Source organism: Sphingomonas sanxanigenens DSM 19645 = NX02 (assembly GCF_000512205.2).
GTDB lineage: Bacteria > Pseudomonadota > Alphaproteobacteria > Sphingomonadales > Sphingomonadaceae > Sphingomonas_D > Sphingomonas_D sanxanigenens.
In genome coordinates this window covers 575,630-600,892 of the sequence record NZ_CP006644.1, presented here as the reverse complement: position 1 = coordinate 600,892, position 25,263 = coordinate 575,630, and the positions used below count along the sequence as shown (strand labels likewise).

Annotated in this window: 22 protein-coding genes, 1 tRNA gene and 1 pseudogene; 12 read left to right on the top strand and 12 right to left on the bottom strand. The window is 64.8% G+C overall.

Annotated features, from left to right (window positions below; genetic code table 11):
* Positions 1–60: 60 nt before the first annotated feature.
* A complete protein-coding gene (locus tag NX02_RS02720; RefSeq protein ID WP_039996370.1) occupies positions 61–816 on the bottom strand; it encodes a DUF1365 domain-containing protein in 756 nt (251 codons plus the stop codon).
* 1 nt (position 817) lies between these two features.
* A complete protein-coding gene (locus NX02_RS02715) occupies positions 818–2,152 on the bottom strand; it encodes an NAD(P)/FAD-dependent oxidoreductase (protein ID WP_039996369.1) in 1,335 nt (444 codons plus the stop codon).
* Between the two features lie 183 nt (positions 2,153–2,335).
* Between NX02_RS02715 and NX02_RS02710 the strand changes: the two genes are divergently transcribed.
* Both NX02_RS02710 and NX02_RS02705 read left to right on the top strand, forming a co-directional pair.
* Positions 2,336–3,142 carry a DUF1295 domain-containing protein gene (locus NX02_RS02710; protein WP_025290657.1) on the top strand — a complete coding sequence of 269 codons (807 nt, stop codon included), beginning with the start codon at positions 2,336–2,338 and terminating at the stop codon, positions 3,140–3,142.
* Complete coding sequence (locus NX02_RS02705; protein WP_025290656.1) at positions 3,139–4,161, top strand: SAM-dependent methyltransferase; 1,023 nt, start codon at positions 3,139–3,141, stop codon at positions 4,159–4,161. Before NX02_RS02710 ends, NX02_RS02705 begins: the two co-directional genes overlap by 4 nt.
* Positions 4,162–4,185: 24 nt before the next feature.
* Here NX02_RS02705 and NX02_RS02700 read toward each other — a convergent pair whose 3' ends face one another.
* The 4 genes from NX02_RS02700 to NX02_RS02685 form a co-directional block, all read right to left on the bottom strand.
* Positions 4,186–4,611, bottom strand: a complete 426-nt coding sequence (locus NX02_RS02700; RefSeq protein WP_025290655.1) for a DUF2177 family protein — start codon at positions 4,609–4,611, stop codon at positions 4,186–4,188.
* A 97-nt stretch (positions 4,612–4,708) separates the two neighbouring features.
* Positions 4,709–4,966, bottom strand: coding sequence for a hypothetical protein (locus tag NX02_RS02695; RefSeq protein WP_025290654.1), 258 nt, complete (start codon positions 4,964–4,966; stop codon positions 4,709–4,711).
* 136 nt (positions 4,967–5,102) lie between these two features.
* Positions 5,103–5,178, bottom strand: a tRNA-Thr gene (locus tag NX02_RS02690).
* 17 nt (positions 5,179–5,195) lie between these two features.
* Positions 5,196–6,065, bottom strand: coding sequence for a hypothetical protein (locus tag NX02_RS02685; RefSeq protein ID WP_025290653.1), 870 nt, complete (start codon positions 6,063–6,065; stop codon positions 5,196–5,198).
* A 113-nt stretch (positions 6,066–6,178) separates the two neighbouring features.
* Between NX02_RS02685 and NX02_RS02680 the strand changes: the two genes are divergently transcribed.
* Entirely contained in the window at positions 6,179–7,228 is a 1,050-nt protein-coding gene (locus NX02_RS02680; RefSeq protein ID WP_025290652.1) for an ankyrin repeat domain-containing protein, read from the top strand.
* A gap of 267 nt (positions 7,229–7,495) precedes the next feature.
* On the opposite strand, the gene NX02_RS31230 is transcribed toward NX02_RS02680, so the two are convergent.
* The gene (locus tag NX02_RS31230; protein WP_162232651.1) at positions 7,496–8,926 is read right to left on the bottom strand and encodes a DUF1963 domain-containing protein; all 1,431 of its coding nucleotides are present in this window, start codon (positions 8,924–8,926) and stop codon (positions 7,496–7,498) included.
* Positions 8,927–9,451: 525 nt separating this feature from the next.
* Here NX02_RS31230 and NX02_RS33490 point away from each other — a divergent pair.
* Entirely contained in the window at positions 9,452–9,613 is a 162-nt protein-coding gene (locus tag NX02_RS33490; protein WP_245648748.1) for a hypothetical protein, read from the top strand.
* An 818-nt stretch (positions 9,614–10,431) separates the two neighbouring features.
* Here NX02_RS33490 and istB read toward each other — a convergent pair.
* From istB to NX02_RS02655, 3 genes are all read right to left on the bottom strand, one after another.
* Positions 10,432–11,160 carry an IS21-like element helper ATPase IstB gene (istB, locus tag NX02_RS02665; protein WP_025290490.1) on the bottom strand — a complete coding sequence of 243 codons (729 nt, stop codon included), beginning with the start codon at positions 11,158–11,160 and terminating at the stop codon, positions 10,432–10,434.
* Complete coding sequence (gene istA / locus NX02_RS02660) at positions 11,147–12,661, bottom strand: IS21 family transposase (protein ID WP_025290489.1); 1,515 nt, start codon at positions 12,659–12,661, stop codon at positions 11,147–11,149. Before istA ends, istB begins: the two co-directional genes overlap by 14 nt.
* Before the next feature lie 64 nt (positions 12,662–12,725).
* Positions 12,726–13,160 carry a hypothetical protein gene (locus NX02_RS02655; RefSeq protein WP_025290649.1) on the bottom strand — a complete coding sequence of 145 codons (435 nt, stop codon included), beginning with the start codon at positions 13,158–13,160 and terminating at the stop codon, positions 12,726–12,728.
* 89 nt (positions 13,161–13,249) lie between these two features.
* Here NX02_RS02655 and NX02_RS02650 point away from each other — a divergent pair, with 89 nt between their 5' ends.
* Positions 13,250–13,810 carry a TetR/AcrR family transcriptional regulator gene (locus tag NX02_RS02650; RefSeq protein WP_025290648.1) on the top strand — a complete coding sequence of 187 codons (561 nt, stop codon included), beginning with the start codon at positions 13,250–13,252 and terminating at the stop codon, positions 13,808–13,810.
* Positions 13,811–13,896: 86 nt separating this feature from the next.
* Here the strand turns inward: NX02_RS02650 and phbB are convergent.
* Together phbB and NX02_RS32055 are read right to left on the bottom strand one after the other, a co-directional pair.
* A pseudogene (gene phbB / locus NX02_RS02645) lies at positions 13,897–14,590 on the bottom strand (acetoacetyl-CoA reductase).
* 7 nt (positions 14,591–14,597) lie between these two features.
* Positions 14,598–14,849 carry a hypothetical protein gene (locus NX02_RS32055; RefSeq protein WP_158013867.1) on the bottom strand — a complete coding sequence of 84 codons (252 nt, stop codon included), beginning with the start codon at positions 14,847–14,849 and terminating at the stop codon, positions 14,598–14,600.
* Positions 14,850–15,013: 164 nt separating this feature from the next.
* Here NX02_RS32055 and NX02_RS02640 point away from each other — a divergent pair, with 164 nt between their 5' ends.
* The 7 genes from NX02_RS02640 to NX02_RS02610 all read left to right on the top strand — a co-directional run bounded on the left by NX02_RS02640 (position 15,014) and on the right by NX02_RS02610 (position 25,251).
* Positions 15,014–17,704 (top strand): HAD-IC family P-type ATPase, encoded by a 2,691-nt coding sequence (locus NX02_RS02640; protein WP_025290645.1) that lies wholly within the window; start codon positions 15,014–15,016, stop codon positions 17,702–17,704.
* Positions 17,705–17,737: 33 nt separating this feature from the next.
* A complete protein-coding gene (locus NX02_RS02635) occupies positions 17,738–18,619 on the top strand; it encodes a universal stress protein (RefSeq protein WP_025290644.1) in 882 nt (293 codons plus the stop codon).
* A gap of 121 nt (positions 18,620–18,740) precedes the next feature.
* Positions 18,741–19,535 (top strand): universal stress protein, encoded by a 795-nt coding sequence (locus NX02_RS02630; RefSeq protein ID WP_025290643.1) that lies wholly within the window; start codon positions 18,741–18,743, stop codon positions 19,533–19,535.
* A gap of 1 nt (position 19,536) precedes the next feature.
* A complete protein-coding gene (gene mgtA / locus NX02_RS02625) occupies positions 19,537–22,092 on the top strand; it encodes a magnesium-translocating P-type ATPase (RefSeq protein ID WP_025290642.1) in 2,556 nt (851 codons plus the stop codon).
* Between the two features lie 436 nt (positions 22,093–22,528).
* Complete coding sequence (dksA, locus tag NX02_RS02620) at positions 22,529–22,963, top strand: RNA polymerase-binding protein DksA (protein ID WP_039997015.1); 435 nt, start codon at positions 22,529–22,531, stop codon at positions 22,961–22,963.
* A gap of 120 nt (positions 22,964–23,083) precedes the next feature.
* Positions 23,084–24,466 (top strand): ATP-grasp domain-containing protein, encoded by a 1,383-nt coding sequence (locus tag NX02_RS02615; RefSeq protein WP_245648747.1) that lies wholly within the window; start codon positions 23,084–23,086, stop codon positions 24,464–24,466.
* Positions 24,466–25,251 (top strand): sulfite exporter TauE/SafE family protein, encoded by a 786-nt coding sequence (locus tag NX02_RS02610; RefSeq protein WP_053000577.1) that lies wholly within the window; start codon positions 24,466–24,468, stop codon positions 25,249–25,251. The genes NX02_RS02615 and NX02_RS02610 overlap by 1 nt, the downstream gene beginning before the upstream one ends.
* The last annotated feature ends 12 nt before the right edge of the window (positions 25,252–25,263 follow it).

The window sequence follows — 25,263 nt, the reverse complement described above, 5'->3', positions numbered from 1 at the left end:
TGCAAATACACGAGTCGTGCCGTTTCAGCGATCAGCGGCGGAACCCGCCGGCGCTGCCGACTATCCCTTCGTCTCCACCGGCTTCACGTGGCGCCGCACATCGATGCGCTTCAGCCAAAGCCGCAGCGCCTCGACATGGATTGCCGCCACCACCTTCACGGTGAGCAGCGGATGCGCGAGGCATGCGGCAAGGATCGTCCGATCGGTCAATGCGCGGCGTTCGCCTTCGAAGCGCGCGACCATCAACGCCCCCTCCCCGTCGCTGGCGGTCACCGCCGTGGCGACGCCTTCCCCCGGCGGGCGGATCGCGAAGTCGTAGACGAGATCGAGATCGAGGAAGGGCGAGACGTAGAAGCGCTTGTCGCAGCGCTGGCGGATGATCGGCGCGTGGGGGTCCGCGACAGCGATCACGTAGCTGTGCCGCTCGTCGAAGGTGTTGGTCACCTCATGGATCAGCGCGACGAGGAGACCGTCCTGAGCGTGGCAGAACCAGATCGTCAGCGGGTTGAAGCCATGGCCCAGCACGCGCGGCATCGTCAGCAGGCGGATCGCACCGAGCGGCGCAACCACCCCGGCGCGCGCCAGCATCTCCTGCGCCTGCGTGCGCAGCGGCCGGCCGGAGCGGTCACCGTAATCGCGGTCGTGGAAGGCGGTCACGCCGAAGCGGTTATGGGCGAACAGCCGCAGGCGGTCGCCCAGCGCCGCGACCTCGTCGAGATCGATCAGCATCTGGAAGATGCGGTAGCGCAGATGGTGGCGCCGCGGCCGGGTGCGGCGGTGGACGACGATGCCGCGGTAAAGCGCCGAGGCGGTCACGTCACGCGGCGTCCGACAGCGGCGGGCCGGTGACGATGCGGTCGTCGGCATCGTCGAGCTGCCACGGCCGCCTGCAGCCCAGTGCCTCCGCCACCGCCAGCCCGGATTGCAGCCCATCCTCATGGAAGCCCGCGCCCTGCCACGCGCCGGCGAACCAGATGCGATCCGCGCCCTGGATCCGCCAAAGCTCGCGCTGCGCGGCCAGCGCCGCGCCATCGAACAGGGGATGGTCGAAGCTGGCCTCGTCGAACACCAGATCGGGGCGCGGTTCGCGGCAGGGATTGAGGGTGACGATCAGCGGCGTTGCGGTTTCAAGCCCCTGCAGCGCGTTCATCCAATAGCTGACGCTGAGCGCGCGCCCCTCGCCCGCGCCGCGGCCGAGATAGTTCCAGCTCGCCCAGGCCGAGCGGCGGCGCGGCATCAGCGCCGGATCGGCATGCAGCACCGCGCGGTTGCGGGTGTAGCGGAAGGGCGAGAGCAACGCCCGCTCGGCGTCGCCGGGCGTGGCGAGCATCGCCAGCGCCTCGGGCGGATGCGTCGCGATCACCACCACGTCGAACCGCTCGCGTTGACCGGCGTCGTCGGTCAAGGTCGCGCCGAAGCCGTCGCGCTCGATCCGCACCACCCGCCGCCCGGTGATGACCGTGCCGGCGAAATCGGCCAGCAGCGCCTCGACATAGGCGCGGCTGCCGCCCACCACCGTGCGCCATTGCGGGCGGTTGGCAAGGCGCAGCAGGCCGTGATTCTCGCAGAAACGGATGAAGGCTTCCGCCGGATAGTCGAGGATCGCCAGCGCCGGCGCGGACCAGATCGCCGCCGCCATGGGCAGCAGATGATCGTCGCGGAAGGCGCTGCTGTAGCGGCGCTCGGCAAGGAAATCGCCCAGGGTCGCCAGCCCCAGCTTGCCGGCATGCGCAGGCGCCTCGCGATAGAAGCGCAGCAGATCGTGGAGCATCCGCCAGAAGCGCGGCGAGACCATGTTCTTGCGCTGCGCGAACAGCCCGCGCAACCCGTCGCGCGCGGCATATTCCAGCCGGCCGTCGTCCAGCGAGACCGCGAACGACATGTCGGTGGGCCGGCTGGCAACGCCGAGATGCGCGAACAGCCGGTTGAGGTTGCGATAGGTCGTGTCGTTGTAGACGATGAAGCCGGTATCCACCGCATGCGCGCTTCCGTCGGGCAGGCGGACATCGACGGTGCGGCTGTGCCCGCCGACGCGCGGCGCGGCCTCGATCAGCGTCACCTGATGCTGCCGCGACAGGCTCCACGCCGCCGCGAGGCCTGCAATGCCGCTGCCTATCACCGCGATCCGCTTGCCATCGGCCACTGTCCGCATGGTCCCCCGCCCGATCCTGTCCCTTCGGCAAGCTACGGATCGGAACGCTTCCCGGATGCTTCGGCCGGACAGGTGATTGTCAATAACATGTGCTAGTTTCAGATTAAATCGCGCGGCAGCGTCGCATCCGCACCCGGTGCAACGGCGTAGCTGGGCGGGAACGACGTTCGGGAGGGAGCAGTCATGGCGGCATCCGCCGCGCTCGGCATCGCGCTGGTCGTGCTCATCGCCGCGATGACGGTGGCCTGGGGCGTGCGGATGCGCACCGGCAATTCGGGCTGGATCGATGCCTGCTGGTCGATCGCCACCGCCGCGGCGGGGGTGCTGCTCGCGCTCGGCGCGGCGACGCCGCACAGCCAGCCGGCGCGGATGCTGCTGGCGGCGTTGCTCGTGGGCGGCTGGGGGCTGCGGCTGGGCGGCCATATCGCGCTGCGCGCGGCCAGGGGCGGCGACGATCCGCGTTATGCCGATCTCGCCCGGCAATGGGGGGACCGGCTGCCGCAGCGCCTCTACGGCTTTCTGATGATCCAGGCGCTGTGCGGCTTCGGGCTGGCGCTGGCGGTCTTCGCGGGCGCGCACGCGCCGCGCACGGCGCCCGACCTGCGCGACCTGATCGCCGCCGCGATCCTCGCCGTCGCCATCGTCGGCGAGGGGATCGCGGATGCGCAGCTCCGCCGCTTCGCTGCCGATCCGGCCAATCGCGGCAAGGTCTGCGATCGCGGGCTGTGGCGCTGGTCCCGCCATCCCAATTACTTCTTCGAATGGCTGGGCTGGCTCGCCTGGCCGGTCATGGCGATCGACCTGTCCGGCGCGTGGCCGTGGGGTTGGGCCGCGCTGGTCGCGCCCGTGCTGATCTATGTGCTGCTGGTTCATGCCAGCGGCATCCCGCCGCTGGAGGCGCATATGCTGCGCAGCCGGGGTGAGGCCTTCCGCACCTATCAGGCGCGCACCAGCGCCTTCTTTCCCTGGCCACCGAGGCGTGAAGCATGACCGCCGTCGCCCGTGCCATCGGTCTCGTCGAGCGCACCGCCCTGCCCGATCGCGTCACCCGCGCAGGCATCCATGCGTTGTGCGCGCGCACCCGGCGGCGGCTGGCGGGCCGTGCCGGCGCCGAGCGCGCCTTCGCCGCGACGATGATGCACTATCCGGTGGCCACGCACACCGACGACGCCAACGCCCAGCATTATGAACTGCCGGCCGCCTTCTTCGGCCATGTCCTCGGCCCGGCGCGCAAATATAGCTGCTGCTATTATGAGGATGGCGCGACGTCGCTGGCGGAGGCGGAGCAGCGCGCGCTGGCGATCAGCGTGGAGCGCGCCGCGCTGGCAGACGGGCAGCGCATCCTCGAACTCGGCTGCGGCTGGGGATCGCTCAGCCTGTTCATGGCGCGGATGTTTCCGCGCGCGCGGATCACCGCGGTCTCCAACTCCCACGGCCAGCGCCGCCACATCGAAGGCGCGGCGATCGCGGGCGGCCTCACCAACCTGCGCGTCGTCACGTGCGACATGAACGATTTCGCCACGGACGAGCGATTCGACCGCATCGTCTCGGTCGAGATGTTCGAGCATATGTCCAACTGGCGCGCGCTGCTCGAACGCGCGCATGGCTGGCTGGAACGCGACGGGGCGATGTTCGTCCACATCTTCACCCACCGCGCGCACAGCTATCGCTTCGACCAGGCCAACCGCGCGGACTGGATCGCACAGCATTTCTTCACCGGCGGCATCATGCCCGCGCACGGGCTGATGGCCCAGTTCGGCGATCTCTTCGCGATCGACGCGCAATGGCGCTGGAACGGCCGCAACTATGCGCGCACCGCGGAAGACTGGCTGGCGCGATACGACCGCGCGATCGACGATATCCGGCCGATCCTGGCAGAGGTCTATGGCGCCGAAGCGCAGTTGTGGGAGCGGCGCTGGCGGCTGTTCTTCCTCGCCACCGCCGGCTTGTTCGGCCACGCCAGGGGCGAGGAATGGGGCGTCAGCCATTATCGGCTGCGCCCCTGCTGACCGGGCTCACATGCTGACCAAAGCTCAGCCCGTGCGCGTGCCCGTCACCAGCCCCGTCGCGAACACGGTCAGCCAATACCCCCCAAGCGCCCCCAGCCCGGTCGCGAAACTGCCCCAGGCCATGTCCAGCAGCGTGATCTTCACCGACCACACCCGCAATGTCGCATGGTTGGTCAGGTCATAGGTCGCATAGGCGAAGAAGCCGAGCAGCACGCCCCACAGCAACGCCGCCCGCCAGCCGCCGCCGTTAAGCGCGGGGCCGACGGCGAAGATCATCATCGCCAGTACATAGAGGAAGTAGAAGATCGCGGCGGGGGCGGCGCGCGGCTGCGGCGCGAGCAGATCGCCCAGGATCGGCCGATAGAGGCCGGGGCCGACGCGGGTCAGCCAAACGAAATCGAGCAGCCCGAAGACCAGCGCCGTCGCAAGATAGCCGATCGCGTAGCGCATCACCGTTCCTGGCCGCTCCCTCCGGACCCCGCGCGCGGGATGCGCCCGCGACGGATGGTCAGGCATAGCCTACCGCGCAGCCTGCGCGGCGGAAAGATCAATGCATCGCCAAGGCTTCGCTGCCGTCCGGCTCATAGCCGGGCGCGCCATGGCCGAAGATGCGCATCGTATGGCCGAAGCCGTGCGCCGACTGCAGCGGCAGCGCGGTTTCGCAATAGGCGCATTCGGCCATCAACCGGCCGATCGTCCAATGCTTGCCGCCGCAACCGGGACAGCGATTTTCTTCGCCATCATAATAGAGGAACCGAAAGGAACCGCCCAATCGCTTCCCCGCTTCCGCATCCATGTCTCTCATGTCACGTTCCCTGACCATCGTCGGGATAAAACGCATGAGCGGCGAAATGTTTCATCGGCACGACGATCCGATGCGTGCGAAATGCACATGGGGGCCTGCGCACAAAGCACGGGGCGGATCAGGCAGGGTTCAGAAATGGTGCCGCCTATCCGACTCGAACGGATGACCTACCGCTTACAAGGCGGTTGCTCTACCAACTGAGCTAAGGCGGCACTGCGGTCCACATGCGTCAGACGACGCCGAAGGTCCAGCCCTCGGTTTCGGCAATCTGCGGCGTGAGCGCGCGTGGATGCCACAGGTCGGCGCGTGCGGCGCAGGCGCGCAGCCAGGCGGCGGTGAGGATCGCGTCGGTGGCATGATCGTCATAGCGGGCGAGCGGCACGTGGGGCTCGGAACCGAGCGCCGCAAGGCCCGCGTCGAGCGCCGCGCCGTCGCGCAGCTTGCTCAGCCCCTTGCGCAGCCCGGCGGCGCGGGCGGCGATCGCCGTATAGATCTCGACGACGAGCGCACCCTCGGCCGGCACCGGATCGAACGGCCACACCGGCACGCGGCGCGAGAGCCGGTCGAGCAGCCGCATCCCCGCGAAGCTCGCCTTTGCAACCTGCGCCGCGCCGATCGCGTCATAGACGGTGGAAGGCTTGCCGCCGCCGCCCGCGTTGTAGTGCGCCTCGCAGCGGCGCAGATGCATATAATCCGCCTTCCGGCCATCGGCGGCGCCGAAATAGAAATGGCGGCGGTGCGTGCGTTCGAGGAAGCTGGCGGCGCCGAGATCGGGATCGCTATCGGCGCAGCAGGCGGCGACATAGGCCCAGAAGCGCTTCGCCGCGGACGGGACGTCGGCCCCCTCCCCCGGCAGATAGGCGCCGCGTTCGACAAGCGGCGGCGCGAAGCTAAAGTCGAAGCCGATCAGCAACCGCGTGTCCGCCTGCGCCTCCACCCATTCGGCGATCCCCTCGCGCGACCAGGCCCGCCCCGGCGGCGGCACCAGCACCGGCGCCGCCCGCCCCGCCTCGCACAGCGCCAGCGCGATGCCCTTGTGGCTGCTGCCCTTGGCGCCGGACCAGTCGGCGACGGCGAAGCGGGTGAACGGTGCATGCACCGCATCGCCATAGCCATGTTTTGACGCAGCATCACCTCCACCTGCCTTCCCGCGGATTGACCCGCTGCGGCGGCACGGAGGAGGACAGCGGATCAACCGTCGGAGAGCGAAGCATGGCCCGCAAGAAGAAGATGCTCCCCAAGGATTTCGAGGATCTGCTCAAGGCGGGCGATGTCGCCGCGCTGAAGGCGGTGTTCGCGACATGCGAACGCGACGCGCGCGGCGGCGTCTTCAAGCAGACCGCGCTGGCGTTCAGCGAATGCCCGGACGATCTGTCGCGCTGGCTGGTCGCCGAGGGTGCGGACATCGGCGCGGGCGACAGCTATGGCGAAACGCCGCTCCATTCGCGCGCGCGTCACTGGCGCGGCGGGCTCGACGTGCTGATCGAACTCGGTGCGGACGTGAATGCCGGCGAGGGCGGCCGCGGGACGCCGCTGCACAACGCCGCGGGATCGGGCCATGTCGACAATGCCCGCGTGCTGCTGGCGCATGGCGCGCATGTCGATGCGCTCGACCGGTCGGGCCACACACCCCTCGAACATGCGCTGATCCGCTGCAGCAACGCGGAGATTGCGCAGAGGGCGAAGCTGGCCGACCTCCTGCTTCAGGCCGGCGCTGCGAAGACCGATCGCGCGGCGGAGGCAATCACCCGCATCGGCACCAATTTCGAGTTCCACCGCGCCGGCTTCAACCCGGACTATCTGGAAGAGACCGACGCCGGCCTGCAGCGCCTCTACGCGCTGTTCGGCGTGCCTCCGGTGCCGCGCCGCGCGCTGCACGACGGCAGGGCGCCGATCGTCGCCACCGCCGCGCGCTGGGAAGACCGGCATCAGGAATTGTGGGAGCTGCTCGTGCCCTCCAGCGGCGCGGCCGAGACGGTGCAGGGCGAGGTGATCCGCCTCTCCGGCCGGATCGCCCGCGAACTGGACGGCAATGGCGGCGTCAACTGGGACGCGCAATATCGCCGGATGACCGACACGTGGCTGGCGCATGTCGGATCGGGCAAGCCCCTGCCCGCCGCCGATCTCGCCGAAGCCACGGCGTTGGCGGCGGCAATCCGCAAGCGCGCGGGCGAACCAGGGCGGATGTGCGAACTGGCGGTGGCATGGGTGGCGCTCAACCCCAGGCCGGTAAAGCTGACGCCGCCGGATTATGATCGCTGAGGTGGGAAAGAGCGGCTTGCGGATGGGCGCGAATCGTCCGGTCGCGGCCTTCCGCCGAAAACCGCGGCGGCAGCTTTCCCCGCGATGCCGTCGTGAAGCAGACCGTCGGAAACGTTCCCATTGCGGACGTCGGTTGCATCGGACGTCTGCCATCGTTCAAACAGAAAAGGTATCGAATGCCACCTCAGCGGCCGCCAAACCATCTGATCGTCCTGCTGCGCCCGCCAAGGCGAGGTCATCGCATTGTACAAGCACCAAGTTTCCGCCTCAGTATCCCTCGATCGTACCGCGGACGCGACTGAAGTCACGCGCCGCGAGATCTGTTTGTGTAATCCAGAAGCTGCATGCCGCACCGTCGCCGAACGACCAGCCAAGCCCTCGATCGGTGGCGATATTGAGGAGACAGACCAAGGGATCATCGGCAGGTTTCGCATCCTGTGCCGCAGGAGCGTGTCCAAGCATCTGCGAGAATTCGAACGTATACCAGTCTCTCTCGTGACTCCTCTGAACTCTGCTGAGGTGAAACTCGGCTGCAACGCATTCATAGGTCGACGAAGGTAGTTTGGCTGCGAGATGGGGGTCTCCAGCCCATAATCGGATTGCCCACAACGCAGCCAGTTGCAACCATTTCAGCGTATCATAACTGGGCGACGTTTCGCTTGGGTAGCGCTGAATGCCGGCAGCCCATGCCCGAAATTCGCGACGCTCGTCGTCACTAGTGACCGTCGAGAGGGGAACAATGCAGGAGCGATCAAACCAGCTTCGCGCCTCTTCATCGAGCAAGTCGTCTGCGCTTGCTCGCGCCGTCAACTGCTCGGGGGTTAGCGCGGGATCTTCAAACACGCTGGTGCCGCGATGTCGACGGAGCACCGCTCTTGCGAAGAAATGTATCAATATCCAAAACTGTGGGAATGACTTATCGTCGAACATCCGGCGCGCGCCATCATACATTCCGACTAAGAGTCGATCTTCAAACGTTTTCTGTCCTGTCGCTTCTTCAAAGGCCTGCGCGCGTGCCAAGGGAAGAACTTCGTCATATCTATCCCAGGCCGGGCGATCTGCCGGCTCTCTTTCTAATAGCGAGCGCGTAATAAGACTCGGATTGAGGTAGGGTATAATTTCGTCAATAGTTGTTTTGCAAATAAGGCGATAGTAAGACTGTTGAGTGTCGGCGATGGCCGGTGGTAAGCCGCTGGTGTCGGGAAAGGTAGCCATTCGCAGTGGCTGCGCTGGCCAATTGACATGCAGCCGCTGGGGCGAATCGCTTTCAAGAGAGATGTCGCAGAACGAACTCCGCGGGTAGCTCCAGCCGATTGGGGGCAGATCGGCTGGAGGTTCCATTGCCTTACCCAGCACGCGACTTTCTGCAGCGTAGAGCACGCGACAATCGTCTTCCAAAGCGCCCTCGCCCCATATTTGCTGAGCATCGTCACGACCGAAGAAGAACAGGACCCCGCGGTTCGGTAACGGATTTTGCCACGTTATATCCGCGCAATCCACTTGGCAGAGGAAATGCAGCGGCACGCCTCCGGTTGTACGGGGCCATTCGAAACCATCGGGCAACGTTGGGAGGCCGCCGAAGTAGGAGCGCCCGCTCGGCGCAGGCTGGGGCGGATAGGGCCGGTTCAGAAGAATGGCCGGCTCTGAATAACGCTTCAGAAGCATCGCTACGCGACGGTCCACATCTTTGTCTTCCATATGGCTCATTTCCCGCGCCCGTCGTTCACGTCGCTTTCCCCCGTCAGGCCCATTTGGCGTCAAATAGGGGATGGCGGTAAGGGCTCTACCAGGCAAGGCGCCAGATCGGCGCACATTTGCAGACCGCAGAACTGTCCTTCCATTTCGGCCGATACCCGCATCCAGCGCGAGGTCCGCTTCGCGCCAATTTCCGCTATGGCAGAGCATTTCCGGCGCGCCCGAAAGTAGACCTCGATCACGGCCCAACATCGCTGACGGCGACTGCGGGCTTCCCGCCCATCTGTCCGTCGGCGCGGAATGGTGGGAAGCGGACATTCGTTGCGCTATCGGTTTGCAGGAGAACTGTGAGGAGCAGACGTTATGAGGACTAGGGCGTTTGCATCGCTTGTGAGTGGCATCGTGCTCAGCGCGTGCGGTTGTTCCAAGTACGCATCTGAATACTCGTGTTCGTATGTTGAAAACAGGGCCGATTACGAGGTTTGGTACTGGCAACATCTCCAAGCAGATGACGAGAAGGACAACCAGATGATCGGACATGCGACTGGCATTCAACAATGCGAGGACAATGCTCGTGCCTTTGCCGGCGCGATAGGAGAAACCTTTCAGGACCGCGCGTACATCTGCGTCCTGATGGTTGATGGACAACGCATGGAGAAGCATCGGAACCTGATCGGCTTCGACGCGTGATGATGACGAGGCGCCAACGTCCACAAATGGGCGACAGAGGCTGCTACACCGTTCGCAGCCTTTTCGTCCGCTTCGCGCCACAAGCCGCTGCCCGCGGCACCCTCCAGCGCACCTGAAAGCGGCCGAAAGCTGTTGACCCCGCGTGAACATGGCGAGCAGCTATCGTTAGATCCAAGGATGTTCCTTGATTATTTCATACAGATCAACCCAATCCACCGGCGGCGGATTGTTCAAAGCATAATGCGCCTGTTCGGCGGCGGAGAGGTTTGAAAACCAGCGATAAAATTCATCGTAATAGTCTTCCCCTGGCCCCATTCTCCAACCGATTGACCCTCGCGGAATGTCGGGGAAAACGGACCAAGGGGGCTGCATGCGTACGTTCTAGAGCCTTGATGCAACGTCGGCAATTGGGCGCCAACCAACCTGCATTACGGGGACACAATATAAAATTCCGGTCAGAAGCCGCTGCAGGCTCCGATCGCACCCATTTTTATTTCATCTCCGAAACATCAGGTCATCCGCACTACCGGAAAACGGTCGCGCCGATCGTCGAAATATGGTGGTTTGCAGAGCTTCCGCTATCGGACGGCGAACTGCTATACTGCCACCCCGGTTTGTAAATAGGCGTCGAACCGGGACCCCATATCGGCGTGCAATAGGGACCCCCTTTTCGGGTTGCCGGGCGGTTGTCCCGGTAGTCCATAGGAGGGACCCACGGCCGGCGCTGCGCGCCCCCCAAGCGCTGGCGGTGCCGGCCGTGGGAGGTTCCTGTGGACCCACCGGGTCAACCGCCGGGTGGGGGGTCCGGGGGGAGGGTTTTAGCTTCGGTTTCTGAGGCGCCAGCTGTCGTTGCCGGTCTCGACGATGTCGCAGTGATGGGTGATGCGATCGAGCAGCGCGGCCGTCATCTTGGGATCGCCGAACACGGTCGGCCATTCCCCGAACGCCAGGTTCGTCGTGATGATCACCGAGGTGCGCTCGTAGAGTTTGCTGACGAGGTGGAACAGCAACTGGCCGCCCGAGCGGGCGAACGGCAGATAGCCAAGCTCATCGAGCACGACGAGATCGAGGCGGGAGAGCTGGGCCGCAAGCGCGCCGGCCTTGCCGAGGCGGCTCTCTTCCTCGAGCCGGTTCACCAGATCCACGGTGTTGTAGTAGCGGCCGCGGGCGCCGGCACGCACGACGCTGGCAGTGATTGCGACGGCCAGGTGGGTCTTCCCGGTCCCGGTGCCGCCGACCAGGACGATATTGCGCTGACCGGGCAGGAACGAGCCAGCATGCAGCGAGCGCACCAGCTGCTCATCGATCAGCGTCCCCTCGAACACGAACGCATCGATGTCCTTCACCACCGGAAGCCTGGCCGCGGTCATGCGATAGCGGATCGATGCCGCATGGCGATGAGCAGCCTCAGCGCGTAGCAGATCGGTCAGGATCTCGATGGCGGTGCGCTTGCGCTGCATGCCCGTGGTGACCGCCTCGTCGAAGGCGCCAGCCATGCCCTTGAGGCCCAGGCCGCTCATCGCGGCGATCATCTCATGCCGCTGCACGGGCGCCTCGCAGAAGGTCATAGCGAGCGCAGTCCGCGGTCGGTGGGTGGCTGAGCGCTAGCGCTTCGGACGTGGCGATGGTCAGTGGCCGGGGCGGCTCTCGCCGCCGTGCCAAGATGTTGAGGATTACGTCATCGCTGGCAGCGCCGGCGGCGAGTGCCTCGCGGATCGCGGCCTCGACCGCTTCGAGGCCATCGGTCAGCACGGCAGAGAGCACGCGCACGAACCGGCGGTCGGCTTCATCGCCTGTCCCCAGCTTGCGCCTGAGCCGCGCCAGTGCCGGCGGGAGATCCCAGTCCTGGAACGGTGCTCCGTTCCTCAAGGCGCCCGGCTTCTTGGCCAGCACCGGCAGGTAGTGCCAGGGATCGAGGATCATCCGATCCCGGCCGAAGAAGCGGGGATGCTCGGCGATCACCTCATCGTCGAGGCGGACCACGATCCGGTCCGCATAGGCGCGAACCTGCACCGCCCGCCGGGCCGCCTTGGCCATGACCGAGTAGCGGTTGCGGTCGAAGCTGATCAGGCAAGTGCCGGTCACCGCGTGCGGCGTCTCGTGGAAGCCGTCGAACGGCGCCAGCATCACCTGGAGCGAGGGGCGCTCGGCGTCCCATGCCTCGGCGATGGTCAGCTCGCGTTGATCGGGATGCGGGTGCAGCGCCGCCCAGCGGCGGCACTCGGCCTCAAGCCACCCGTTCAGCTCCTCCAGGCTCGCAAAGCGTAATCGGGGCTGGAAGAACCGCCCCCGGATCGTCTGCACCTGGTGCTCGACCTGGCCCTTCTCCCAACCCGCTGCTGGCGAGCAGGCGGTAGGCTCGATCATGTAGTGATCGGCCATGATCAGGAACCGGCGGTTGAAGACCCGCTCCTTGCCGGTGAACACCGTCGTCACCGCGGTCTTCATGTTGTCGTAGATGCCGCGCGTCGGCACGCCGCCGAAGAAAGCGAACGCCCGTGCATGGGCGTCGAACACCATCTCCTGCGTCTCGCGGGGATAGGCCCGCACGAACACCGCCCGCGACGCGCAAAGCCGCATATGCGCGACCTTCACCCGCATCGGCTTGCCGGCGATCTCCACATCCTCGTGGCTCCAGTCGAACTGGTAGGCCTCGCCGGGCCGGAACATCAGCGGGATGAACGCCGCGGCGCCGTCGCCGGCATCCTTGCGTCGGTCGTCCAGCCAGCGCTTCGCATAGCGCCGGACCGCATCGTAGGAGCCGTCGAACCCCTCGCGCAGCAGCAGGTCGTGAATCCGCGTCATCCGCAGCCGTTCGCGCCGCGGCCGTGCCTCGTTCTCCGTCAGCAGAGTATCCAGGCGCTCCTGGAACGGACCGATCCGGGGAAGCGGCTGCACCGACCGCCGATAAGCAAAGCCCGCCTCCGGGGCTCGGATCGCCTTCCTTATCACCTTGCGCGACACCCGCAGGTCACGCGCGATCGCCTTGATCGATTTACCGTCGGCGTGCTCGCGCCGAATCCTTACCACCGTCTCCAAAATCAACATCCCGATCCCGCCGCCTGGCTACAACCAAGCGGACGCACCTAAACCATCGAGATGGGGGTCCCTTTTAGACGCCGATCACCCCCATAACGGGGTCCCTTTTGCACGCCGCTCCACATTGCAGGCCCACGCTCAGCAGTGCGTTCCCGAGCGTAACCGGGCGGGAAAAGACCTCCCCGAAAACCTCCTGCCGCTCAACCGTGATGACCATGTATATGTTGATGATCTCGAATATGTTCCAGACCAGCAGCGCGATCGCCGTGGCGGTGAAGAACCAGTGCCATTCATGGCTGGCCGCAGCCATGAACATGATGATCGCCCAGCTGCTGTCATGCGCCAGATAGAAGGTATGCATCCAGATCGGATAGGGCGCCTTCTTCTCCCGGAAGATGAGCGCGAAGCTGTAGATATATTCGAGATAGCCGAACAGGAAGGTCACCGCCGTGATCGCAAGCAGCGGCGTGTTGTCGAGCCGGAACGCGGCCATGAGTTGATCATACATCGAAGCGACTCCGCGCTATCGGCCTAACTTGACGATCGGCAAGTATTTAGGAACTTACCGATCGTCAAGTTTTCGTGCATGGGGTGACGATGAGTCAAACCGATCCAGCCCTTCAATCGCTCAAACGGACGCGAGGCGGGCGCGAGCGCTTGCTTCAAGCGGCGACCGACCTTTTCCGAACCCATCGCTTCGCGGGTACGTCGCTGCAGATGATCGCGGACAGGCTCGGTGTGTCGAAGGCGGCCATCTACCATCATTTCAAATCCCGCGACGACATCATCGAGGCGTTGATGGAACCGGTGGTGGTGGATGCCGAAACTGCGATTGCACGGATTAGCGATCTGCCCCGCGAAGAACACTTTCGCTCCGCCCTGGACTTCTATGCTGCCTTCACGGTCAAGCATCGTGACATCATCAGCACTGTCTTCTTTGATCGCCCGGCACTCGGCTCCGTCCTGTCCGGGAAAGTCGATCTCCTTGTCGACCAACTCGCCGTGCTTCTCGCCTACGACAATACACGGGCAGAAGAGGCCCGCGCGAAGATGATGATTTACGGAATTGCCGCCGTCGTCGCTGAACCCCGGCAATACGCCCTCGATGACGATGATCTGCTCAACCTGGTGACATGCCTTGCGAACGCATCGCAATGAGCTTGGCGGGACACCAGCCGGCTTCACCGTGAACGTCAAGGCGGGCAGGTACAAGCCCCTGCACCGACGCGGTCGCGCCTTCACCATCAGATAATGGCCTGGCCACCATTGACCGACAGCGTCGATCCCGTGATGAACCCCGCCTCTTCGGCAACGAGGAAGGCAACGCAGCGTCCAATATCCGTAGGCTGCGCGAGGCGCCCGACCGGGATGCGCGCCACGATCGTCTCCATGATCTCGGGCGGTACGGCCGCGACCATTTCGGTGTCGGTATAGCCCGGCGCGACCGCGTTCACCGTCACGCCATCGCGCGCCACCTCGAGCGCCAGGGCCTGGTGAAGCCAAGCATGCCGGCTTTGGCGGCAGCATAGTTGGTCTGCCCGAACTGACCCGTCTGGCCGTTGATCGAAGCGATATTGACGATGCGTCCCCATCGCCGCGCCTTCATGCCGCCTACAACGGCCTGCGCCATGTTGAAGCAGCTGTCGAGATCAACACCGAGCACCCCGTTTCCAGGCCTCTTCGCTCATCTTGAGCAAGCTGGAACCGCGGGTGATGCCCGCATTGTTGACCAGGATATCAATGGTACCGATCGCAGCTTCAACCTGCGCGACGCCTGCCGCGCAGGCCGCATGGTCGGACACGTCCCAGCGGAAAGTCGGCCGCGCGCGCTTCGTTGCCGCTATATGTCGCAGCGACACGAGCGCCTGCAGCCTGAAGCGCGGTGCAGATGGCCGCGCCGATGCCGGTCGTACCGCCGGTTACAAGTGCCGTTCGCATGACATTCTCAGCATGTTTCTTTCATGGGGGACTTCGCACCGCCGGAACTGAAGAGGGACAAAGTCGGGCGGGCAGACAGCGCCATCGGTGCCTTGATCGGAGCCAGCGCTCGATTGCCACGGATTTCCGCCAGACGGCGCTGATAGGCTTTCACCAATTGGGCATGGCAAAGGCGTGCTTCAGGGCAACCGGCCTGTTCAAGCCGACGTCGATGAAACAGCACGCGTTTCAGATAATAGCTGTGGTCATTGTCCAGCACGGTCCTCGCCCTTTCCCAGGCAAGCCTGCGACACGGCCTGCTGGTTCGCATTACGCATATTCCCGTAAGCGCCCCCGGGTCGGCCCTAGTATGATCCCGTATATTCCCGAGCCACGCCGACCCTGATCTTTCCGGGAAGTTGCACGGATGAGCGGGGTAGACGCGTGAAGCTGGAAAAGATCGAAGCCTGGCACGCGTTGGCGGCTGACTCGGTGCTCGACCGGCTGGAAGCCGATATCGCGGGCCTCAGCCAGCATGAAGCCGAAGAACGGCTGGCCCGTCACGGGCCGAATGCACTGCCGAGCACCGCGGCGACGCACCCTCTCCTACGCTTTCTCGCCCAGTTCAACAGCGCGCTCATCTATTTCCTGCTCGCAGCGGCTTTCGCGGCAGCGTTGCTGGGCCACCTCGTCGACGCGCTGGTCACAGGCGTCGTCGTCCTGGTCAACGCAATCGTCGGCTTCGCCCAGGAGGGCAAGGCAGAGCGAGCGCTGGGCGCGATCCGCGACATGATCGCCCCGCACGCGACCGTCCTGCGCGACGGCGCGCGCCGGACAGTCTCGGTCCCGGACCTCGTGCCCGGCGACATCGTCATGCTCGAAGCCGGCGATCGTGTTCCAGCCGACCTGCGCCTGCTCCGCGCGCGCGGCTTATTGATCGACGAAGCGCCACTCACGGGCGAATCCGTGCCGGTCGAGAAACAGGAAGAGCCCGTCGAGGACGCGGCCGGCATCGCGGACCAGCGCAGCATGGCGTTCTCCGGCACTCTGGTCGCCTCCGGCCAGGCGAGCGGCGTCGTCGCGGCCACCGGCACGCAAACGCAGATCGGCCGGATCAGCGGCTTGCTGCAGGCCGTCGAGACCGTGACCACCCCTCTGCTCCGGCAGATCAATCGCTTCGCACGCCGCTTCACCTGGCTGGTGATGGCCGGCTCGGTGCTGCTGTTCGCGTTCGCCGTGATTGCGCGCGAGTTTCACTGGATCGATGCCCTAATCGCCGTCGTGGCCCTTGCCGTCGGTATCATCCCCGAAGGCCTGCCAGCGGTCATCACCATCACGCTTGCCATCGGCGTGCAGCGGATGGCATCGCGCAACGCCGTCATCCGGCGCCTGCCGGCTGTAGAGACGCTGGGCGCAACCTCGGTGATCTGTTCGGACAAGACAGGCACGCTAACGCGCAACGAGATGATGGTCCGGCGCCTGCTTATCGAGCGCGCCACAATCCTCGTCGGCGGATCGGGCTATGCGCCCGAGGGCGGGCTCACCAGCGAAGGCGCCGAGGATGATGTCGCCGAGGACGATGCGGATGCGATTGCGGCGGCGAGCGCGATCCTGCGCTGCGGGCTGCTCTGCAACGACGCGACGCTGAAGCGTGACGCCGGCCTGTGGAAGGTGGATGGCGATCCTATGGAAGGGGCGCTCTTCGCGCTGGCGATGAAGGCGGGACTCAATGCCGGTCACCTGCGCGATGAATGGAAGCGGCTGGACGAAATCCCGTTCGATGCCGCCTATCGCTTCATGGCGACGCTCCATGCGGGACCGGCCGACGAACATGTAATCTTCCTCAAGGGCGCGCCCGAGGAAGTGATGGCGATCGCCGGGATCGATCCGCGAAACTGGGAACAGCGGATCGCACAGGCGGCCGATCATGGCGAACGGCTGCTCGGCTTCGCGATGAAACGGATACCAGCCGGCAAGTCGCGCATCGCCTTCGATGACCTTGAAGGCGGCGTCGAGTTCCTAGGCCTGATGGGCTTTATCGACCCACCGCGCGAAGAGGCCAGGGCGGCGATCGCCGAATGCCGCTCGGCCGGCATCGCGGTCAAGATGATCACGGGCGACCATCTCGGCACCGCGCTTGCCATCGCGCGTCAGCTTCAGATCAGCGAGGATCCGCAAGGCCTCACCGGCAAGGAACTGGAAACCCTCTCGGACGACGCGCTTGCCGCGCGCGTGCTCGACATCGACGTCTTCGCGCGCACCAGCCCCGAACATAAGCTGCGGATCGTTCGCGCGCTGCAGTCGCACGGCCTGATCGTCGCGATGACCGGGGATGGCGTCAATGACGCCCCATCGCTGAAGCAAGCCGATGTCGGGACTGCGATGGGGCACAAAGGCACCGAGGCGGCCAAGGAAGCGGCCGAGATGGTGCTGCTCGACGATAATTTCGCGTCGATCGTCGCCGCGGTCCGCGAGGGCCGCACCGTCTACGACAATATCCGAAAGGTGATCGCCTGGACCTTGCCCACCAATGGCGGCGAGACCGTAGCCGTGGTGCTGGCGATCCTGATCGGCTTCACCCTGCCGATGACCGCCACGCAGATCCTCTGGATCAATCTGGTGCTGGCGGTGACGCTCGGTCTGGTTCTGGCGTTCGAGCCTGGCGAACCCGGCACGATGGAGCGGCGCCCGCGGCCGGCATCTGCGCCTCTACTTTCTCCGTTCATGCTGTGGCGGGTGCTGCTGGTGTCGGTCCTTCTGGCCGTCCTCGCGCTGGGCGTCTTCTTCTACACGCTGGGACAGGGACGCGACCTCGAGACCGCGCGCACCATGGTCGTCAACATGCTCGTGGTCGCCGAGATCTTCTACCTCTTCAACGTCCGCTATCTGCACATGCGATCGCTGACCTGGCGCGGCGCGCTTGGCACGCCCGCCGTCCTCGGCGCGATCGCCGTCGTGGTGCTGGCGCAGCTTCTCTACACTTATGCCCCGTTCATGCAGGCGGTCTTCGAAAGCCGCTCGCTGACCCTGATGGATGGTGCGCTCATCATCGCCCTGAGCATCGGACTGTTTCTCTGCCTCGAAGGCGAAAAGCTGCTGATGCGCCACCTCGGCTGGTTCGAGGAACTCAACTGACTGCCAGTTCCCTCACTCTCGAAAGGAAGCTGTATGACCACGCCAGCCCGTCCGCGAAAAATCCTGCTGGCCACGGATATGAGCTGCCGCTGCGACCGGGCGCTCGACAGGGCCGTGCAACTGGCGCAGGAGTGGGAGGCCGAGCTGATCGCAGCCTATGTCATCGATCCAGCGGAGACCCGTCAGTTCCGGTTCGACCGGACGCCCGCCTCTTGGCGGCGGCTTCCGAGCCCCGTCGACCGGATGAAATGGCGCCTCAAGCGTGATCTGGGCACGGCGGCCGACACCATTCGCATCCTGGTCGAGGAAGGCGAGCCGGCCGAGGTGCTCCTTTCCATGGCGGCGCGCGAGGGCTGCGACCTCATCGTCACCGGCATTGCCCGTGACGAGACGCTGGGCCGCATGTTCCTCGGTAACACCGTCAACCGGCTGGTGCGCGGGTCGCCGGCGCCGGTGCTCGTCGTCCATGATCGCGCTGTCCGGCACTATCGCGACATCGTCGTCGGCACCGACTTCTCCGAGGCATCGCTCCAGGCGCTGTTGCTGACGGCGCAGTTCTTCCCGGCGGCCGCGCTGACCCTGTTCCATGGCTATGACGTCCCCTTCTCGGGCTATCTCGACGAACAGGATTTCAAGCGCGATCTCGGCGCCATGGAGAAAGAACTTGGCACGAAATTCCTGGCCGACGATCGGGTCGACAGTCGCCTTAGGGACAGGACGGATGTCGTCATCGAGCACGGCAGCCCCGAGCGCTTGCTCAGCGACTATGTCGAGGACCAGCATGTCGATCTGACCGTCATTGGAAGCCATGGACGCGGCGCGCTGTTCGACGCTTTGATCGGAAGCACGGCGAAGAATCTCATCGAGACACTCGAAGGCGATCTGCTCATCGTACACTATAACCCCAAAGAATAGTCCAAACGTCTGTTCGTGAAGTGAAATCACCTGTGCGGAGATATGATCGACCTCCGTAATATCCCGCATATAGACGGCCAGGGACGCGCCATAGCCTCCGCCTATCGAGACGGAGGCGCGCATGAAGAATATCCTTTTGTTGGTGCATGACGACGAGGGTCAGGAGGCCCGGCTGCAGGCGGCGCTTGACCTGACCCGGTCGCTGGATGGCCACCTGTCATGCATCGATGTCACGATGGTGCCCAATATCGCGGGTGACTATGATGGCACCGGCTCGGCGATGTTGCTTGGTGACGAGCGCGACCGCGAAGCCCACAACAAGGCCAGCCTCCAGGCCCGCCTGGCCTCCGAGGATGTCGTGTGGAGCTGGAGCGATGTGACCGGGTTCGCCGCCGAGGCCGTGATCGACGCGGCAGCGCTTGCCGATCTCATCATCCTCAATCGGAAGCTCGATCAGTTTCCGTACCCCGACTTCGCTGAGCTCGCGAGCCGCATCGTCATGAAGGCGCGCAAGCCCGTCGTCGCCGTGCCCGACGATGTCAGGGGCTTCAACCTCGGCCGCGCACTCATCGCCTGGGACGGACAGGGGTCTGCGGCTGCGACAATGCAGGCGTGCGTTCCGCTGCTGGCGCAGGCCGAAGAGGTGCAGATCTTCATGGCCCGCGACGGCGCGGAGCAGACCGAGCCGACCGAAGCCGCGCAATATCTCTCGCGCCACAATATCCATGCCTCGATCCGGATCGTCGACGATGGTTTGACCGCAGCCGACCAGCTGATCGCCGACGAAGCTGCCAACTGGCATGCGGACTATATCCTTATGGGCGCTTATGGACGAGGACGGCTGATGGAGACCTTCGGCGGCGTGACCAAACGCATGCTCGCGCATAGCAAGCTGCCGCTCATTCTCGGCCATTGACGTGTCCCGGGCCCTGGCCGCCCCGGCTCCCTCGGCGGATGTCGGGGACGCTTTCTGGAAATCCGACCCGGATGCGCTGCTCGCGCGCCTCTTGTCTGCACGTGAAGGCCTGGCTCAGACGGACGCGGACGCACGCCTGACCCGCAACGGCCCCAATGAGATCGGAGAAACCGCGCCGCGGCACATCGTCGTCGATCTTCTCCACCGCCTCGCCAATCCGCTGATCGCCATTCTGCTCGTCGCTGCTGCCATCGCTGGGGCCACCGGCGATCTTGCGAGCTTCCTCATCATTCTGGCCGTGGTGATCCTCTCCACGCTGCTCGACATGGTGCAGGAACACCGCGCGCAAGCCACGGCTGCGGCGCTCAAACGCTCGATCGCGCTCCATGCCAGCGTGCTGCGCGATGGCCACCCGACCGAGATCCCGATCAACGCCATCGTGGCGGGCGACGTCGTTCAGCTCTGCGCGGGCGATCTCGTTCCCGCCGACGGGATCGCGCTCGCCGCCAATGGCGCGCAGGTCAATGAAGCACTGCTGACCGGCGAGCCCTATCCGGTCGAGAAGCGCGTCGGAGCGAATCCCGAAGCCTCGACTCCCGCCGAAGCCACCGGCGCGCTTTTCCATGGGACGTCGGTGATCGCCGGCACCGCGACTATGCTGGTCGTGGAGACAAGCGCCAGGACGCGGTTCGGCGCGATCGCGCAATCCCTGGCGGTCGCGCCCGCACCCACCGCGTTCGAGCGTGGCATTCACAAGCTTGGCATGCTGATCGCCCGGCTCACGATCTTCCTGGTACTGTTCGTGCTGCTAGCGCATCTGGCGCTCGGCCGCCCTCCCCTGCAATCCTTCCTGTTCGCCATGGCGCTCGCGGTCGGTCTGACGCCCGAGTTGCTGCCGATGATCATGACGGTGTCGCTGGCGCGCGGCGCACGGCGCATGGCGAGCGCGAGGGTCGTGGTGAAGCGCCTCTCCGCCATCCATGACCTTGGCGAGATGGACGTGCTGTGCACCGACAAGACGGGCACACTCACCGAGGCGCGGATAACGCTGGTCGGCCACCCGGGCATCGACGGCGAGGATGACGATCGCGTCGCCGAACTGGCGGCGATCAACGCCCGGTTCGAAACGGGCCTCAAAAGTCCTCTCGACGAGGCGCTCATCACGCATATGACCGGTCGGCCGCAGGGCGACTGGACGAAGCTGGACGAACGGCCGTTCGACTTCGAGCGGCGACGCGTGTCGGTGCTGGCCGAGCACCAAGGCGAGCGGATTGAGATCGTCAAGGGCGCGCCCGAGACGATGCTCGCTCTCTGTAGGCAGGCGCGGGATCGGTCCGGCGCTCTTGTCACGATGGACGAAGCACTGCGAAGCCGCTTGATCGCCCTGCACGACGAACGCGCCGCGCAGGGCTTGCGCCTGCTTGGTGTCGCCTGGAAGCCCGCGCCGGACCAGGATCGCATCGGCGACACTGATGAGGATGGCCTTATCTTCGCGGGCTATTGCGTGTTCGTCGACCCGCCAAAGGCGAGCGCAGCCGATGCGGTTGCCAGGCTCGAGGCCGCCGGCATCCGTATCAAGGTCATTTCGGGCGACGCTGGAGCCGTCGTCGAGCACCTCGTTGCAAACCTCGCGCTGCCCGTCGAAGGCCTTCTCACGGGAGAGGAGATCGCCAGGCTGGATGATGCAGCGCTTGCCGCCCGTGTCGACAGCGTCGATCTGTTCGCGCGGGTAACGCCGGACCAGAAGGTGCGCGTCGTGCGGGCGCTGCGCGCGCGGGGCCATACGGTGGGCTTCATGGGCGACGGGATCAACGACGCGCCCGCCATCCATGCAGCGGACGTTGGCCTATCGGTGGACGGCGCCACCGATGTCGCGCGGGAAGCGGCTGATATGATCCTGCTCGCGCCCGATCTCGGCGTTCTGGCCGACGGGGTCGCTGAAGGACGGCGCACCTATGCCAACATCATGAAATATATCCGCATGGGGACGAGCTCGAACTTCGGCAACATGCTGACCATGGCGCTCGCTTCGCTGGTGCTGCCTTTCCTGCCGCTGACCGCGGTTCAGGTGCTGCTCAACAATCTCATCTACGATCTGTCCCAGATCGGCATTCCCTTCGACAGCGCGGATGCGAGCGATCTTGAACGGCCGCGTGGCTGGGACATGACCGGCCTCGTGCGCTTCACCGCCATCATGGGTCCGCTCTCCTCCCTGTTCGACATTGCGACTTTCGCCCTCCTGCTCGAGATCTTTCACGTCGACGTCGCGACCTTCCGGTCGGCCTGGTTCATCGAATCAATGGCGACCCAGATCCTGGTGGTCTTCATCATTCGTACCGCCAGACCCGCCTGGACGGGTCGTGCCCATATTGCCCTGGTCGTGACCGCTCTGGGCGGCTTGCTGGCAGCGCTTGCCCTGCCATTCCTTCCCTTCGCGCCGCTTCTGGATTTCGCGCCGCCGAGCGGCATGCTGCTGGGCGCGATCGCCCTTCTGGTACTCGCCTACCTGGTGATCTCTGAAGGGATGAAGCGTTTTGCTCTTCGGTCTACGTCATGAAAGATGGGCCGCGTCCGTGGCGACATCCCGCTTCGTGCGACGAATGGAAGCGAGGATACGGCAAGATGCCGACCTGATCGTTCTGGATGGATTTCGACATTGTTAAAAAATCGATGCTCAAATGCCATGATGCGCTGACTGATGGCCCGGTTTCCCGCTGGTCTTTCCATACGGCCTGAACCGGTCCGACCGCGGCACCGGACTCCGGACGTCGAATGAATGTCGTGGTCCGATCCTCATTTGCTTTAGAAAATGCATACACTTGTCCTGTTATCGTGGCACTGGGACCACAAAGTGACTATTACGAGCAGAGCGCCGTTTTTTGGTAAGATTGCAGCGGGACAATGCATGTCATGTCTCACGCAGCAAAAATCACATGCGAGTTGGAATCGTGAGCACCATCAATGTGAATCCCGACCACGCCAATCTAAAGGGAATTGCACTCAGGACTGACCCTCAGGTGCAAGTCCCGATCGACTACAATCCGTCTTCGGAAGAAGAGTTCATGAATCCGCTGCAGCTCGAATATTTCCGGCAACGCCTGCTCGCTTGGAAGAAGCAGATTCTCGATGACTCTGAGGCCACGCTCAACGTTTTGCAGATGGAGCCCTTGCGAGAGCCGGACCTCAATGATCGCGCCTCAAGTGAAGCAGACTGGTCGATAGAACTGCGAGCGCGTGATCGCCAGCGCAAGCTCCTTGCCAAGATCGCTGCCGCCTTGCGCAGGATCGACGATGGCGAATATGGCTATTGCGAGGTAACAGGTGAACCAATCTCGCTTCGCCGGCTCGAAGCCCGCCCAATCGCCACGATGACGATCAACGCCCAGGAGCGCCATGAGCGTCGGGAAAGGCTTTCGAGCGACGGGTGATCAAGCCGTTCACGTAATGGCAACGCCATGGTCCAATCTCATACTGTCCATGGCGATCTGATGGCATAGCGTCGTACCGGTTTCCCCCACGATCTTGTCAAGGATCAGAAGAGGCTGGGAGTGAGAGATTTGCGAGGCTGGATTCTCTTTCATCATGAACTGGATCCGGCGATCCCGGAGGTGCCCGAAGTCCTGCGCTTTCAGGAAGCGGCAAGTGCGATGGGCATCGATCTCATGGTCTATGATCCCCATCGCTTCGATCTGATCGTCGGCGGCGACGAGGATTGGTCTGTCACCTACAATGACAACCCGATGGGGCGTCCCGACTTCATCATCTGCCGGACGGGCGCTGAGACCGACTATTACACGCTCGCGCTGCTGCGGCACTTCGAACGGCGCGGCGTGCGGCTGATCAATGGGCCCGCGACGATCGAGCGGGTGGCCGACAAGCTCCATACGCTGCAAAGCCTGAACCGGGCGGGCCTGCCGATCCCGCGCACGATCCTCGGGACCTTCCCGATGGATGTCGATCTGGTCGAGCGCGAGCTTGGCTTCCCCGTGATCGTCAAGACACTCAAGGGCACGCGCGGCGCTGGCGTCCTCAAATGCGAGAACCGGAGCCAGTTCGAGGATCTCGCGGGCCTTCTCGAAAGCGCGGAAGCGAAGGCCGATTTCATCCTGCAGCACTATGTCCGCGCAAGCCACGGCCGCGATGTTCGCGTCCTCGTCGTGGGCGGGCGCGTCGTGGCGGCGATGGAGCGCCGTTCTCTCACCGGTAGCTTCAAATCCAACGTGTCGCTGGGCGGGGTCGGCGTCGCCTATAACCCGCCCCCGGAGATGGCCGAGCTGGCCATCAAGGCAGCCGATATCCTCGACCTCGACATTACCGGCATCGACATATTGTTCGATGAGGAAGGCTATCGGATCTGCGAGGCCAATTCCGCGCCCGGCTTCCAGGGGCTGGAGCGCGCAAGCGGGCTTGACGTGCCTGCGACGATCCTGGAGTGGATCGTCGCCACGCAGGATGCACCGGCGCCCGCGCCAGCGGCCGCCGAGAGTAGCGTGCTGGCGGACATGATCTTCGGCGGGCGCACGGGCCTGCGCGCCATCACCGACCGCAACACGCACTTCCGCGAGTTTGCGAGCGCCATGGGTGTGCGGCTGTTCGGGGCGAGCATGAACTGTCTGGGACAGGCTCTGGCGCCCGCCCTGTTGGTGGACGCCAGAAGCAGGACGGGCCTCGGCTTGCGGGCGCTGTTCGAAGGCCGGTCGCGAACCGATCTCTCCGCGCTCGACGACAGCGAACAGGAGCGCACGCTGATCGTTGTTCTGGCGCTCGCCATATGGGCAGCGATTCTCCCCTGGATCGCGGACGCCGGCGCGATGGCCAGCGGGTTCCTGTCGCTGATGGCGCTATGCTTCCCGCTTCTCTATGCGCTGACCGCGCCGACCGGCCGGGTCGGTCGATCGGTGTCCGCGCTCGCGAAAAGCGACCGCGGCTGATGGACATAGCGGCGATCCCCTGGGCCGAGCTTGCGCCCTTTATTCTCATTGGCCTGTTCGCCCAGACTATCGACAGTGCGCTGGGGTTGGGTTTCGGCGTGCTGTCCAATTCCCTGCTTGTCCTGTTCGGCACTCCACCGATCGCGGCTTCTTCCGCGACGCGCACGGCCGAGAGCTTCACCAGCGGCGCGGCGGGCATGGCGCATATCTTGCAGCGCAATGTCGACTGGCCGCTCTTTGCCCGGCTCGCAGTCCCGGGCGTAATCGGCGGTGTCGCAGGGATCTGGGTGCTCTATTTCCTCAAGAGCGATATTTTGCGGCCCGTGCTGCTCGTCTATCTGATCGCGGTCGGCGCCTACCTGTTATGGCGCGCGCCGCGCAGGCCGTTTGCCTTCCGCAGGATCAGGCTGGTTGCTCCGCTAGGCTTTCTCGGAGGTTTCCTCGACAGCTCAGGCGGTGGCGGCTGGGGGCCGCTGGTGACCGGTAATCTCCTGGCCCAGGGCATGACCCCGCGCATAGCCGTCGGTACGGCCAATGCTGCGGAATTCTTCGTGACCGTCACGGTCCTCACTGCCTTCGTCGGCATTCACGGCCTGCAGTTCACCAACGCCGCGACCGGCATCCTGATCGGCGGCCTCGTGGCAGCGCCTTTCGGCGCCTGGTTGACACGGCGCATGCCGCCCAAGCTACTGCTGCAACTTGTCGGGGTGCTGCTGGTCGCCACCAGCATCTGGAGCCTGGCGTCACTCATGTTCGAACGCCTGCCTGTCTTTCCGCGTATCTGAGTTTCGCAGGTC

Excerpts from the sequence above, each read along its gene's own strand:
- NX02_RS02715 (WP_039996369.1), bottom strand. The coding sequence starts at position 2,152 with ATGCGGACAGTGGCCGATGGCAAGCGGATCGCGGTGATAGGCAGCGGC.
- NX02_RS02710 (WP_025290657.1), top strand. The coding sequence starts at position 2,336 with ATGGCGGCATCCGCCGCGCTCGGCATCGCGCTGGTCGTGCTCATCGCC.
- NX02_RS02705 (WP_025290656.1), top strand. The coding sequence starts at position 3,139 with ATGACCGCCGTCGCCCGTGCCATCGGTCTCGTCGAGCGCACCGCCCTG.
- NX02_RS02700 (WP_025290655.1), bottom strand. The coding sequence starts at position 4,611 with ATGCGCTACGCGATCGGCTATCTTGCGACGGCGCTGGTCTTCGGGCTG.
- NX02_RS02695 (WP_025290654.1), bottom strand. The coding sequence starts at position 4,966 with ATGAGAGACATGGATGCGGAAGCGGGGAAGCGATTGGGCGGTTCCTTT.
- NX02_RS02680 (WP_025290652.1), top strand. The coding sequence starts at position 6,179 with ATGGCCCGCAAGAAGAAGATGCTCCCCAAGGATTTCGAGGATCTGCTC.
- NX02_RS31230 (WP_162232651.1), bottom strand. The coding sequence starts at position 8,926 with ATGGAAGACAAAGATGTGGACCGTCGCGTAGCGATGCTTCTGAAGCGT.
- NX02_RS33490 (WP_245648748.1), top strand. The coding sequence starts at position 9,452 with ATGATCGGACATGCGACTGGCATTCAACAATGCGAGGACAATGCTCGT.
- istA (WP_025290489.1), bottom strand. The coding sequence starts at position 12,661 with ATGTTGATTTTGGAGACGGTGGTAAGGATTCGGCGCGAGCACGCCGAC.
- NX02_RS02655 (WP_025290649.1), bottom strand. The coding sequence starts at position 13,160 with ATGTATGATCAACTCATGGCCGCGTTCCGGCTCGACAACACGCCGCTG.
- NX02_RS02650 (WP_025290648.1), top strand. The coding sequence starts at position 13,250 with ATGAGTCAAACCGATCCAGCCCTTCAATCGCTCAAACGGACGCGAGGC.
- NX02_RS02635 (WP_025290644.1), top strand. The coding sequence starts at position 17,738 with ATGACCACGCCAGCCCGTCCGCGAAAAATCCTGCTGGCCACGGATATG.
- NX02_RS02630 (WP_025290643.1), top strand. The coding sequence starts at position 18,741 with ATGAAGAATATCCTTTTGTTGGTGCATGACGACGAGGGTCAGGAGGCC.
- NX02_RS02610 (WP_053000577.1), top strand. The coding sequence starts at position 24,466 with ATGGACATAGCGGCGATCCCCTGGGCCGAGCTTGCGCCCTTTATTCTC.